The sequence below is a fragment of the Micromonospora sp. NPDC003776 genome (genome assembly GCF_053605645.1).
Genome location: NZ_JBSGJR010000133.1, coordinates 1 through 12959 on the forward strand (window position 1 = coordinate 1; position 12959 = coordinate 12959).

At 73.2% G+C, this 12959-nt stretch carries 11 protein-coding genes and 2 pseudogenes; 4 read left to right on the forward strand and 9 right to left on the reverse strand.

Annotation, left to right across the window (positions count from 1 at the left end; genetic code table 11):
• Window positions 1–101 precede the first annotated feature (101 nt).
• The 7 genes from ACWEVO_RS13870 to pdxH form a co-directional block, all read right to left on the reverse strand.
• Window positions 102–866: a DUF4230 domain-containing protein gene (locus tag ACWEVO_RS13870; RefSeq protein ID WP_452307897.1), complete on the reverse strand. Its 765-nt coding sequence runs from the start codon at window positions 864–866 to the stop codon at window positions 102–104.
• Window positions 867–966: 100 nt separating this feature from the next.
• Window positions 967–2127, reverse strand: a complete 1161-nt coding sequence (locus ACWEVO_RS13875) for an acyl-CoA dehydrogenase family protein (RefSeq protein ID WP_452307898.1) — start codon at window positions 2125–2127, stop codon at window positions 967–969.
• A 31-nt stretch (window positions 2128–2158) separates the two neighbouring features.
• Window positions 2159–2464 (reverse strand): type II toxin-antitoxin system VapB family antitoxin, encoded by a 306-nt coding sequence (locus tag ACWEVO_RS13880; protein ID WP_091113285.1) that lies wholly within the window; start codon window positions 2462–2464, stop codon window positions 2159–2161.
• Window positions 2465–2595: 131 nt separating this feature from the next.
• The gene (locus ACWEVO_RS13885; RefSeq protein ID WP_452307899.1) at window positions 2596–3198 is read right to left on the reverse strand and encodes a nitroreductase family protein; all 603 of its coding nucleotides are present in this window, start codon (window positions 3196–3198) and stop codon (window positions 2596–2598) included.
• Between the two features lie 2 nt (window positions 3199–3200).
• Window positions 3201–4130 (reverse strand): aldose 1-epimerase family protein, encoded by a 930-nt coding sequence (locus ACWEVO_RS13890; RefSeq protein WP_452307900.1) that lies wholly within the window; start codon window positions 4128–4130, stop codon window positions 3201–3203.
• 63 nt (window positions 4131–4193) lie between these two features.
• Entirely contained in the window at window positions 4194–5486 is a 1293-nt protein-coding gene (locus ACWEVO_RS13895; protein ID WP_452307901.1) for an MFS transporter, read from the reverse strand.
• Window positions 5483–6112 (reverse strand): pyridoxamine 5'-phosphate oxidase, encoded by a 630-nt coding sequence (gene pdxH / locus ACWEVO_RS13900; protein WP_452307906.1) that lies wholly within the window; start codon window positions 6110–6112, stop codon window positions 5483–5485. The genes ACWEVO_RS13895 and pdxH overlap by 4 nt, the downstream gene beginning before the upstream one ends.
• A gap of 275 nt (window positions 6113–6387) precedes the next feature.
• Between pdxH and ACWEVO_RS13905 the strand changes: the two genes are divergently transcribed.
• The 3 genes and pseudogenes from ACWEVO_RS13905 to sepH all read left to right on the forward strand — a co-directional run.
• Window positions 6388–7494 carry a citrate synthase 2 gene (locus ACWEVO_RS13905; protein WP_452307902.1) on the forward strand — a complete coding sequence of 369 codons (1107 nt, stop codon included), beginning with the start codon at window positions 6388–6390 and terminating at the stop codon, window positions 7492–7494.
• 285 nt (window positions 7495–7779) lie between these two features.
• Window positions 7780–8907 (forward strand): phosphoserine transaminase, encoded by a 1128-nt coding sequence (gene serC, locus ACWEVO_RS13910; RefSeq protein ID WP_452307903.1) that lies wholly within the window; start codon window positions 7780–7782, stop codon window positions 8905–8907.
• A gap of 190 nt (window positions 8908–9097) precedes the next feature.
• Window positions 9098–9976 (forward strand): annotated as a pseudogene (gene sepH, locus ACWEVO_RS13915) (septation protein SepH); the annotation flags it as partial.
• On the opposite strand, the pseudogene ACWEVO_RS13920 reads toward sepH, so the two are convergent.
• A pseudogene (locus ACWEVO_RS13920) lies at window positions 9861–10193 on the reverse strand (glycosyltransferase family 2 protein); the annotation flags it as partial. The pseudogenes sepH and ACWEVO_RS13920 overlap by 116 nt on opposite strands.
• Before the next feature lie 83 nt (window positions 10194–10276).
• A complete protein-coding gene (locus ACWEVO_RS13925; protein WP_452307904.1) occupies window positions 10277–11602 on the reverse strand; it encodes a polysaccharide pyruvyl transferase family protein in 1326 nt (441 codons plus the stop codon).
• Between the two features lie 177 nt (window positions 11603–11779).
• Here ACWEVO_RS13925 and ACWEVO_RS13930 point away from each other — a divergent pair.
• Window positions 11780–12959, forward strand: a 1180-nt coding sequence (locus tag ACWEVO_RS13930) for an acyltransferase family protein (RefSeq protein ID WP_452307905.1), incomplete at its 3' end; no start/stop codon positions are given.

The following is a 12959-nucleotide window of genomic DNA, read 5'->3' on the forward strand; positions in this document are numbered from 1 at the left end:
CCCCCCGCCCCCCCCCCGCGCCCCCGCCCCCCGCCCCCCCACCCCCCCCCCCGCCCACCGCCGCCCCCCCCCCGGGGGGCGGGGCGTCGCGGCGACCAGGGTCACGGGGCGGTGTAGGTGACGGTCACCTTCTCGTAGCCGAGGGAGCGGAGCAGCCCCTCCAGCATCTTGCGGGTGTTCTCCTCGGCGCGCGCGGTCAGCCCGCTGTCCCGGGCGGCGGTGGTGATCCGGTCCTCGGCCAGCTTGTAGACCGCCTGCTGCCGGTTGGGGTCACCGGCCACCAGGTCGTTGAGCCGGTTGATCAGGCCGCGCTGCTCGGCGAAGACGTAGCTCTTCTCCAGGTCGAGGTTGGTCTCGCCGAGCTGCGGCGCGGGCAGTTTGATCTCCACCGACTTCTTGTCGGCGGACTCCACCACCGCCCCGTCAGCGATCTTGGAGAAGTCCACGTACGCCTCGACCCGGCCGGCCCCGACGAAGAGGGTCCGCTCGTTGAGCAGGAAGTCCGGCACGTTCTTGCGGTCCTTCTGCAGGTCGACGACCACCTGGAAGTCGCCCTCGGCGGCCACGTAGCGGCTGAGGTCGCGGATCGACTTCAGCAGCGGCGGCTGGCTGCGGTCGGTCTGCTGCTGGGCGAACGGGTTGCGGAAGTGCGGCAGGATGCCGGTCGCCTGCACACCGAGCAGCGCCACCACGACCAGCGCGACCGCGCCGAGCGCCACGAGCAGGCTCCGGACCGGACCGCCGGCCGGTCGCGGGCCGTACGGTGCCGGGTCGCCGGCGCCGTCCGCCCGGGCCCGCAGGGCGTCGCCGGTCGGGTACTCCGGGAACTCCCTGGTGGGCTCGTTGATCTCACCGTCGCGGGCCATGCGCCCTCACCGTCCTCGTCAGACACATCGACTGACAATGACGTTACGGCCCCCGTGCGACACTCGCTCGGCGAGTGACCCGAACGGGTGAACGCGCAGCTCAGGCGAAGGCGGAGAGCCCGGTGAGCTGCTGCCCGATGACCAGCTGGTGGATCTCCGAGGTGCCCTCGTAGGTCAGCACGCTCTCCAGGTTGTTGGCGTGCCGCATCACCGGGTACTCGCCCGAGACCCCGTTGGCGCCGAGGATGGTCCGGCACTGCCGGGCGATGGCCAGGGCCTCCCGGACGTTGTTCAGCTTGCCCACACTGACCTGGTGCGGCCGCAGCTTCCCGGCGTCGGCCAGCCGGCCCAGGTGCAGCGCCAGTAGCAGACCCTTGTTCCACTCGACGGCCATGTCGGCGAGCTTGGCCTGGGTGAGCTGGAAACCCGCGAGGGGCCGGCCGAACTGGGTCCGGGTGGTGGCGTACGACAGGGCGGTCTCCAGGCAGTCGCGGGCCGCGCCGAGCGCGCCCCAGACGATGCCGTGCCGGGCCTCGGTCAGGCAGCTCAGCGGGGCCTTCAGCCCGGTCGCCTCGGGCAGCCGGGCATCCGCCGGGAGCCGGACGTCGTCGAGGGCGATCTCCCCGGTCAGCGACGCGCGCAGGGACATCTTGTGCCGGATCTCGCGCGCCGTCACCCCCGGGGTGTCCATCGGTACGGCGAAGCCGCGCACCCCCTCGTCGGTGCGCGCCCAGATCACCCCGACGTCGGCGATCGGCGCATTGGTGATCCACAGCTTGCTGCCGGTGAGGATCCAGTCGTCGCCGTCCCGGCGGGCCCGGGTGGCCATCGACGCCGGGTCGGAGCCGTGGTCCGGCTCGGTCAGCCCGAAACAGCCGATCGCCTCGCCGGCCGCCATGGCGGGCAGCCAGCGCTGCTTCTGCTCCTCGCTGCCGTAGCGCCAGATGGCGTACATGGCCAGCGAGCCCTGCACCGAGACCAGCGAGCGGACGCCGGAGTCGCCGGCCTCCAGCTCCAGGCAGGCCAGCCCGTACGCGACGGCCGACGCGCCGGCGCAGCCGTAGCCGGTCAGGTGCATGCCGAGCAGGCCGAGCTTGCCGAACTCGCGGGCCAGCTCGCGGGCGGGAACGCTGCCGTCCTCGTACCAGCCCGCGACGTGCGGGCGTACCCGGTCGTCGACGAGCTGGCGCACGACGGCGCGGATCTGCCGCTCCTCCTCGTCCAGCGACGCGTCGATGTCCAGCAGGTCGAGAGGAGTCATGCCGTCACCTTAACGAAGACTCAGGGGCCGGTCACTCGCCCTGCGGGCTGAGTACCAGCACCCGGGCGTGGATCTGGTTGCGCTGCTGCAGCGCCGCCCGCAACGCCCGGTGCAGGCCGTCCTCCAGGTAGAGGCCGCCGTTCCACTGCACCACGTGCGGGAAGAGGTCGCCGTAGAAGGTGGAGTCCTCGGCGAGGAGCTTGTCCAGCGCCAGCTCGCGCTTGGTGGTGATGAGCTGGTCCAGCCGCAGCGGACGCGGCGGGATCTCCGCCCACTGCTTGAGCGTGAGGTTGTGCTCCGGGTAGGGACGCCCGTCCCGGACCGCTCTGAAGATCAAGGCGCGCTCCCCTCCCCTGGCCCGGCTGGTGATGTCGATGCCAGCCTAACCGCACCCGCCACACCGCGTTTTACGCCCTCATGTCGGTTTCGCCGCCACGGATACCCCCGCCGGGGCGGCCCGAACCGCCCTCAGCTCCAGCGGCCCCGCCGGACCACCTCGTCCACCGGTCGCCGCCCGCGGCCCAGCGAGGGTGACCGGTGGTCCGGCGCCCGGTAACCGATGGTGACCGCGCCGATCGGCTGGAACTCCTCGGGCACCCCGAACGCCTCCCGGTACGCCGCCAGCCGCTGCGGCGGGATGCCGAAGAAGCACCCGCCCAGCCCCTCGTCGACGGCGGTGAGCAGCATCAGCAGCGCCGCGAAGCCGGTGTCGACGTACCAGTAGGGCACCGGCCAGCGGTCGGTCGACCGGTCCGCCCAGCCCTTGTCCGGCTCGGCGTACCGCTCCAGGTAGACCGAGCGGTTGGCGTGCGGCACCACGATCAGCGGGGCCCGGCGCATCCCGGTCAGCCAGCGTTCCCGACCGCCGCCGCCCGGGGTGGCCGCCGCCCAGAACCGCTCCCGGTCGGCCGGCTCCTCCAGCACCAGGAAGCCCCAGCCCTGGGCGAAGCCCGCCGAGGGCGCCCGGGTGGCGTGCGTCAGCAGCCGGTCCACCACCTCGGGCGGGACCGGCCGGTCCGGGTCGTAGTTGCGCACCATCCGCCGCCGGCGGACGACCTCGGCGAACTCCATGCTCAGGCCCCGGGCCGGATGCCCCAGGCACCCCGCCAGGTCGCGCCGGGAGCCAGCGTGATCAGGCCCTTGCCGGAGCGGAACGCGTCCGCCGGGCAGGTCATCGGCTCGACCGCGACCGAGCGGCGGTGGCGCTCGCCGTGCAGGGTGTCCCCGGTGAAGACCTGCCACCAGCCGAACTCGCCGTCCGCCCAGACGTGCACCGCAGCCGAGCCGTCCGGGGCGGCCAGGATCACCGACGAGCCGCCGTCGGCGTCCCGCTCGACGTCGCCGAAGGCCGTGTCGAGCACGGCGTCACCGATCGCCCGGGGCTCGGTGTAGTCGTACTCGGTGCCGGCGACCTCGGTGGCGGCGAGCGGCAGCAGGCGGCTGTCCACCAGCACCCGGGTGCGCCCCGGCACCCGCAGCGTCGTCTCCGCCACCCCGGTCCTGGGGAGCCGCAGGTAGGGGTGGACGGAGAAGCCGAACGGCGCCGCCTCCCCGGCCAGGTTGGTCACCTCGTGCTCGGCGCGCAGCCCGTCCGCCCCGACGCTCCACCGGGTACGCAGCCGCAGCGACCAGGGATAGCCCGGGCGGGGCGGCAGGTCGTAGCCCACGGTGACGCTCTCCGGCGACTGCTCCACCAGGTGCCAGGAGACCCAGTTGACCAGGCCGTGGATCGCGTTGTGCCGGGCCGGCTCGCTCAGGTCGAGCTGCAACGACCGCTCCCCGAAGGTGTACGCGCCGTCCCGGATCCGGTTGGGCCAGGGGGCCAGCACCTGGCCGGCCGAGCCGGGGCAGAGCTCGTCCGCCTCGTACCCGTCCAGGTAGTCGACCCCGTCGTGCCGGTAGCCCCGCAGGCCACCGCCGACCTCGACCACGACGGCCTCGTGGCCGTCGGCGGCGATGGTCCACTGTGTCCCCGACGGCGACAGCCGCGCGCCATTCTCCATGCCGCGACCTTAGTCCGTCCCCCGCGAGCTGCGCTGGACCGATGATCGCGTCCCGACCAGCGGTCAGTCCCGGGCCGCGGTGGTCGACCGGTAGCGCAGCAGCGCCGGGAAGGCCACCACCAGCAGCACGGCCAGCACGGCGGAGGCGATGCCGCCGCCGACCATGGCGACGCCGGTGCCGAACGCCGCCGCGGTCGCGCCGGCCCGCAGGTCACCCAGGCGCGGGCCGCCGGCGACCACCACGGTGTTCACCCCCTGGAGCCGGCCGCGCATCCGGTCCGGCGCGTAGACCAGCAGCATCGACTGCCGCAGGGTCGCGCTGACCAGGTCGGCGGCGCCGGCGAGGCCGAGCAGCAGCACCACCAGCCAGAGCTGCCGGGCCAGCCCGGCGAGGGCGATCGCCACGCCCCAGCCCACCACCGCGACCACCAGCGCCAGGCCCTGCCGCCGGACCCGGCCGATCCAGCCGGAGGTGAGCCCGCCCAGCATCGCGCCGATGGCGATGGCGCTGTAGAGCCAGCCGACCGCGGCTCCGCCGCCGAACCGGTGCTGCGCCAGCTCGGGGAAGAGCGCCCGGGGCATGGCCAGGATCATCGCGATCAGGTCGATGGCGAAGGAGAGCAGCAGCACCGGCGTGGTGGCCAGGTAGCGGAACCCGTCGACGATGCTGGCCAGCCCCGCCCGGCGCGGCGTGCCGTCGCCGTCCGGGTCCGGCTCCGGCAACATCGCCGGCAGCCGCAGGGTGGCCCAGAGCGACACGGTGAACAGCAGCGCGTCGACCGCGTACGCGATCGGCAGCCCGGCCCCGGTGCGCCAGGTGGCGAAGATCAGGCCGGCGGCCAGCGGCCCGAAGACCGAGGTCGCGGTGAAGGTGGTGAAGTTGAGGGTGCTGGCCGCCGGGACCAGCTCGGCCGGCACCAGGCGGGGCAGGATCGCGCTGCGGGCCGGCGAGGTGATCGCGAAGGCGACCGACTGGAGGGCGACGAGGGCGAGCAGCAGCACCGGGCTGCCCACCCGCAGCAGCGACTGGAGCAGCAGCGCCAGGGTCGAGGCCCAGAGCAGGCCGCCGCCGGCCAGCAGGACCCGGCGCCGGTCGCGGGCGTCGGCGACCGCCCCGCCCCAGAGCCCGAACACCAGCAGCGGCAGGAAGCCGGCGACGCCGAGCAGGCCGACCCAGAACGACCCGCCGGTCAGGTCGAACATCTCCACCGGTACGGCCACGGCGGTGAACTGGAAGCCGAACATGGCCACGCCGTTGCCGAGCCAGACCCGCCGGTACGCGGGCACGCCCAGCGGACGCAGGTCGATCGCCCAGCGGCGCGCCCCGCGCGGCCGGGCCTCCTTGACCCCGGTCACGGCGCCAGCCGCTCGACGATCCAGGCGCCCTCGTCGGTGCGCCGGTAGCGCAGCCGGTCGTGCAGCCGGCTGGCCCGGCCCTGCCAGAACTCCACCGTCTCGGGGCGGACCCGGAACCCGCCCCAGTACGGCGGCGCGGGGATCTCCTCGACGTCGGCGAAGCGCTCGGCCGTCGCCCGGTACGCCGCGTCCAGCGCGGCCCGGTCCGGCACGACGGTGGACTGGGCGCTGGCCCAGGCGCCGAGCTGGGAGCCGCGCGGCCGGCTGGCGAAGTACGCCTCGGTCTCGGCCCGGTCGACCGGCTCCACCCGGCCGGCCACGACCACCTGGCGCTGCATCGGGAACCAGGGGAAGACCAGGCTGGCCCACGGATTGGCGGTCGCCTCGGCGCCCTTGCGCGAGCCGTAGTTGGTGTAGAAGACGAAGCCGTCCGGGTCGTACCCCTTGAGCAGCACGGTCCGGCCGCTGGGGCGGCCCTCGGCGTCGGCGGTGCCGACCACCATGGCGTTCGGCTCGGGCAGCGGGTACGCCACCGCGTCGGCGAACCAGCGCCCGAACTGGGTCGGCCAGTCCGGCGCCAGGTCCGGTTCGGAAAGGCCCAGGTCGGCCGCGTACTCGTTACGCATCTCCGCCGGGGTCGGTGTGTTGCCCGTCACAGTCTTCTTCCCTCTCGTCAGGGCGGACGCGTCCCCCGACGCTGGCCAGACCCCACCGCCAAGTCTGGCCGAGGCGGTGAGCTTGTCCACCCGCGGGGATGTCGCGTGGCGCACAGTGGCCGTGGGTCGCGCACTCGGTTACCCAGCAGGCAAGATGTTCCGAACCACATCGCTGAGAGCGTCGCCCGTGCCGCGCGGCCCGATGGCCCGCCCGGGCGCACCGCCGCCGGAAGCCAGGAGACGACATGTCCGACTTCAAACCGGGCCTGGAGGGCGTCGTAGCCTTCGAGACCGAGATCGCCGAACCGGACCGCGCGGGCGGCTCGCTGCGCTATCGCGGCGTGGACATCGAGGATCTGATCGGCCAGGTCTCCTTCGGCAACGTCTGGGCGCTGCTGGTCGACGGGCGCTTCGGCCCGGGCCTGCCGCCGGCCGAGCCGTTCCCGGTGCCGGTGCACTCCGGTGACATCCGCGTCGACGTGCAGTCCGCGGTCGCGATGCTCGCCCCGTACTGGGGGCTCAGCCAGCTCCTCGACATCTCCGACGAGCAGGCCCGCGAGGACCTGGCCCGGGTGTCGGTCACCGCGCTCTCCTTCGTCGCCCAGTCGGCCCGCGGCCTCGGCCTGCCGGCGGTGCCGCAGAAGGAGATCGACAAGGCGGAGACCATCGTCGAGCGGTTCATGAAGCGCTGGCGGGGTGAGCCCGACCCGCGGCACGTCAAGGCCGTCGACGCCTACTTCATCTCGGCCGCCGAGCACGGCCTGAACGCCTCCACCTTCACCGCCCGGATCGTCGCCTCCACCGGCGCCGACGCCGCCGCCTGCATCTCCTCCGGCATCGGCGCGCTCTCCGGCCCGCTGCACGGCGGCGCCCCGTCCCGGGTGCTCAGCATGCTGGAGGCCGTCGAGCGCAGCGGCGACGCAGAGGGGTACGTCAAGGGCGTACTCGACCGCGGCGAGCGGCTGATGGGCTTCGGCCACCGGGTCTACCGGGCCGAGGACCCGCGCGCCCGGGTGCTCCGGCGCACCGCCAAGGAGCTGGGCGCGCCGCGCTTCGAGGTCGCCGAGGCGCTGGAGAAGGCGGCCCTGGCCGAGCTCCAGGCCCGCCGCCCGGACCGGGTGCTCGCCACCAACGTCGAGTTCTGGTCGGCCGTGGTGCTGGACTTCGCCGAGGTGCCGGCGCACATGTTCACCTCCATGTTCACCTGCGCCCGGATGGGCGGTTGGTCCGCGCACATCCTGGAGCAGAAGAAGCTCCAGCGGCTGGTCCGCCCGTCGGCCCGGTACGTCGGCCACGGCCCCCGCAAGCCGCAGCAGGTCGAGGGCTGGGACGCCATCCCGCACGGCGTCTGAGGTGTAAGGAAGGGCCCCTTCCTAACGCCTCCGGTAGAGGAAGGGCCGCCTGTTAACGCCCGTGAGGCCCCGGCTCCGGCCGGGGCCTCGCCGTGTGTGGCGTATCCCTCAGCCCCGGTCGTGGGACCAGCCGTCGGGCCGGGCCGCCAGGGTGCGAGGATGAAGGCCGGCAGTGCCGCCGGACCGGGCTCGGATCCCGGCTTCCCGCGCGCCCGCGCGCGGCCGCCGTCGGTCCGCGCCCGCATCAGGGCCCGCCCTCGCCCATGCGGAAGGATCGAGACAACCGTGGCTGACGCACCGACCATCCGGATTCCCGACGACATCAAGCCCGCCGACGGACGCTTCGGCTGCGGCCCGTCCAAGGTCCGTCCGGCGGCGGTCTCCGCCCTCGCCGACGTCGCCACCAGCTACCTGGGCACCTCGCACCGGCAGAAGACGGTCCGCGACCAGGTCGCCCGGCTGCGCCGGGGCATCGCCGAGTTCTTCTCCCTGCCCGAGGGCTACGAGGTGGTCATCGGCAACGGCGGCACCACCGCCTTCTGGGAGGTCGCCACCTTCGGCCTGGTCCGCGACCGGGCCCAGTTCGCCAGCTTCGGCGAGTTCGGCGCCAAGTTCGCCAAGTCGGTCAAGGACGCCCCGTTCCTGGGCGAGCCGACCGTGCGCAAGGCCGAGCCGGGCACCGCGCCGACCCTGGTGGCCGAGGCGGGCGTGGACGTCTACGCCACCCCGCACAACGAGACCTCCACCGGCGTGGCCGTGCCGATCAGCCGGGTGGCGGGCGCCGACGAGGGCTCGCTGCTGCTGGTCGACGCCACCTCCGGCGCCGGCGGGCTGGAGGTCAACGTCGGCGAGACCGACGTCTACTACTTCGCCCCGCAGAAGTGCTTCGGCTCCGACGGCGGGCTCTGGCTGGCCCTCATGTCGCCGGCCGCGCTCGCCCGGGCCACCGAGATCAAGGAGTCGGGCCGCTACATCCCGGCCTTCCTCGACCTGGTCACCGCGATCGACAACTCGCGCCTGGAGCAGACCTACAACACCCCGGCGCTGGCCACGATCTTCCTGGCCGCCGAGCAGACCGACTGGATGAACGGGCAGGGCGGGCTGTCCTGGGCGGCCAAGCGCACCGCCGAGAGCGCCGGCATCGTGTACGGCTGGGCGGAGCGCTCGTCGTTCGCCACCCCGTTCGTGGCCGACCCGGCGCTGCGCTCCAACGTGGTCGCCACCATCGACTTCGCCGACGGGGTGGACGCCGCGGCGATCGCCAAGGCGCTGCGCGCCAACGGCATCGTCGACACCGAGCCGTACCGGAAGCTGGGCCGCAACCAGCTCCGGGTCGCGCTCTTCCCGGCGGTCGAGCCGGCCGATGTGGAGGCACTCACCGCGTCCATCGACTACGTGGTCGAGCGACTCTGATCACCTCGTGACGGTGGGTGGTCGTCGGGCCTCCGACGGCCACCCACCGTGATCATCGCCGCAGCTCAGCACGACATGCCGGGGTGTCGCATCCCCCACCTTCGGGTAGATGAGCGTACGGTGGTGCGAGACGCCCGGGTGGCCGGCTCGTGGCGTGACACGGCCAGCGAAGCGGGACGGAGGCAAGCCCATGCGCCCAGTACGCTTCGTCGCCCTCTCCGAGGACGGCCAGGCTCTGGTGCTCGCCGACGAGGTCGGGCGCCTGCTCGCCCTCCCCATCGACGAGCGCGTCGCCTCGGTGCTGCACGCCGAGCCCGGCGCGGCACCTCTCGCGGTGGTGCCGACCGCCGCCGACCCGACGCCGTCGCTCTCCCCGCGGGACATCCAGGCCCGGATCCGCTCCGGCGAGTCCGCCGAGGACGTCGCCCGGATCGCCGGTGTCCCGGTCGACCGGGTCCTGCGCTACGCGGGTCCGGTGCTCCAGGAGCGGGCCATGCTCGCCCAGCACGCCCGCCGGACCCGGCTCAAGGGCGCGGAGAAGCCGACCCCGCTGGCCGAGGTGGTCAACGGCCGGCTGGCCCAGCACGGGATCGACACCGAGAAGATCTCCTGGGACGCGTACCGGCGCGACGACGGCACCTGGCGGATCATCGCCACCTGGCCGTCGGGCAAGGCCACCGCGCAGGCGGTCTGGGATCTCGACAAGACCCGGCAGCAGGTCGCCCCGCACGACGACATGGCGCAGTACCTCTGCGCCGAGCGCCCCACGCCGATCCTCGGCCAGGAGCCGGCGCCGGAGCGGGGCGGTCACGCGCTACGTTCAACCCGTCGACGCCGCGCAGCAGCGGGCTGCTGGCGTCCTCCTCGATCCGGCCGTCGTGGTGCACCCGGAGGTGGTCCAGCAGCAGCACGTCCGGCCGGTCGGCGCGCAGCCGCGCCAGCACCGCCGGCAGTGTCCCCGGCGGGAGCCAGTCGTCGCTGTCCACGAACCAGACGTACCGGCCGGTCGCCTCGTCCAGGCCGGCGTTGCGGGCCAGGCCCAGACCCACGTTGTGCGGCAGCGTCACGATCCGCACCGCCGGCCGGCGGACCGCGTACGCCCGCAGCATCTCCCCGCACCGGTCGGGCGAAGCGTCGTCGACCGCGACCAGTTCCACGTCGGCCGCGTCGGCGGTGTCCAGGCCGTCGAGGATCGAGTCGAGGCACTGGTGCAGGTGTGCTTCCACGCCGTGCACGGGCACGACGACACTCAGCAGCGGGTGTCGAGTCTCGGTGACCACCCGCACACGATCGAGGGTGCGGGTGGACGGGCCCGAAACCTGACGTTGCCCCCGGAGGTGCGCTCGCTGAACACCCTCCGAGCGGCCGGTTAACGGCCGAGCAACCGGCGTACCCGGCCGTTCACCGCCTCCATGACCCGGGCGTGCAGGCGGAGCCCGCGCAGCGCGGCCACCTCCCGCTGGGCCTCCGTGTGCTGGTCGCGCAGCCACTGCAGGCGGGTCTGCAAGTCGTCCCAGCCGAGGGTGTGCAGCGGCCGGACCGCCGGCGGGAAGGCGGTCTCGCGCACCTGCCGGTCGAAGCGGGCCGCGCTGTCCCCGTCGGCGAAGGCGTTGCCCAGGTCGTGCCGGTCCAGGAAGCGGATCATCGCCTCGAAACGGGCCTTGTGCCCGTCGTTGAGCGCGGTGTAGTCGGCCTCCGCGTAGAGGTCGGCGGCGTCGACGTCGGCCGGCACGTCCCCCATGATCCGGTGCGGGATGCCGAAGTACCGGGCCAGCTCCAGGGTGCGGGAGTCGTGGGCGAAGAGGTAACCGGGGGTGCCCGCCTGGAGCGCGGTGATGGTGCCGTGGATCCGGGTGCCGAACGCGAAGTCGAAGCCGGAGAGGTAGTCCATCCAGGTCCACGGGTCCACGAACATCCGCACCTTGTCCTCGACGAAGAGCGGGTGGCTGCTGTGCACCGGCATGGCGCTGCTCTTGCCCCGGTGCTCCACGGCGTCCCCGTAGAGCAGGGTGCCCAGGGTCCGCAGGTCCTGCGGGAGGTAGCGCAGGTTGGGGTAGCGCTCGTGGTGCGCCGTGACGATCTTGGCCATCGACTTGACGTACGGCGAGATGGTCAGGGCGACCCGGTCGTCCCGGCTCAGCTCCGCCTTGCCCTTCTCGATGCGCAGGCTGTCGCCGTGCAGGAACATCGACGGACAGCCGATCTGCTCGACCGCCGAGAAGCCGAGCGTGCGCAGGTAGTCCTCGGTGACCTCGCCCCGTACCCCGATGCTGTGCGAGCGGTCCAGCACCGCCCGGCAGAAGGCCTTCACCGCGTCGTCGATGGGGCGGAGGTATTCCCGGTCGCCGTGCACGTTCGTCTGCGCGCCCACGCCGAGCACGACCACCGGGATCTTCAGCTTCTCGATCATCCGGGTCATCGACTGGAGCCGGTCGAGGTAGCTGCGCCGGAACGCGTTGGCCAGCGGCACCACGAAGACGTCGTACCGCTCGTTCAGCTCGCGGGGGTCGTAGGACCCGGCCCGGAACTCGGTCGGGGTGATCTCCGCGGTCGAGGTGGCGAGCAACTTGTGCGCCGCATGGCCGAAGACCAGGTTGCCGTTGTTGTCGCCGATCCAGTTCCGTTCGAAGGTCTCCTCCGGGCTGACCACCTCGAACGGGCCCTTCCGGGCACGCAGCAGGATTCGCTGGTGCATGCGGTGTCCACCTCTCGTTCTGGGCACCGTGCGAGCGGCCGACGGACCGGCCCCCGTGTCGTGCTGAACCACAAGAAAAACGCAAGAAACAGGGATCGTAGTGCATCGACGGCCGGTGCCGGGTCCTCCGCGGGGATGAGTTTTCCCGGTCCGGGGCCTCCCGGTAGGGTCGCCGGAATGACCGCTGCCCCGCCGCCGGCCCGTCCGGCCCGGCTGCCCTCGCTGACCGGGCTGCGCTGGATCGCGGCCCTGCTGGTCTTCGGCTTCCACGTCGGCACCATGCGGATCATCGCCGAGCCCGACGTCAAGGCGGTGGTGGACACCACCTTCGCACTCGGCCTCTCCGGGGTGGAGTTCTTCTTCGTCCTCAGTGGCTTCGTGCTGGTCTGGTCGTACCGCGACGGCGAGCCACGACGGACCTTCCTGCGTCGGCGGCTGGCCAAGATCTATCCGAACCACCTGGTGACGTTCGTGGTGGCGCTCGCCGTCGCGTTCTGGTTCGCCGACCCGGTCCCGCCGTGGGCCGCGCTCGGCAACCTCTTCCTGGTGCAGGCCTGGATCCCGCTCGACGGCTACTTCTACAGCGTCAACAACGTGAGCTGGTCGCTCTCCTGCGAACTGGCCTTCTACCTCTGCCTGCCGTTCGTGCTGCCGTACCTGCGCCGGGCCCGGGCCGGCCTGCTGTGGGCGGCGCTGGTCGCCGCGCCGCTGCTCATCCTGGCGCTCTGGCCCGGCCAACTGCTGGTGCCGGAGGAGAACCGGTGGTGGTTCGCCCAGATCTTCCCGGTCGTCCGGTCGCTGGAGTTCTGGATGGGCGTGGCCGCGGCCGAGCTGCTGCGCCGGGGTCGCTGGCGGGGGCCGAACCTGGCCGTGGCCAGCCTCCTCTTCGTGATCACCTGGGCGGTCGCCGCGCTGTGGATCCGCGCCGAGTTCTGGGCGGCGCTGCTCGCGGTCGCGTACCTGCTGGTCATCGCCGCCGCCGCGGACGCGGACGTGCGCGGCCGGTGGACACCGTGGCGGTCCCGCCCGATGGTGTGGCTCGGCGAGGTCTCCTTCGCCTTCTACCTGGTGCACGTCCTGGTGATGCGGACCGTGCTGCGGCTCACCGGGGACTGGGGGGAGGGGCTGCGCGGCTGGTGGGGGCCGCTCTTCGTGGGCGGCTTCCTGCTGGTCAACCTGCTGCTCGCGGCGGCCCTGCACCGGTGGGTGGAGATGCCGATGATGCGCCGGCTGGGACCGTCCCGCCGGTCCCGGCCGAAGGCCGCGGCGCCGTCCGTCCCGGCGCCCCGCCCCGCCGCGCCCGGCACGGCGACTGCCGCGCCGGTCGAGCAGCCCGCTCCGCCGGGGCCTCCGGTCG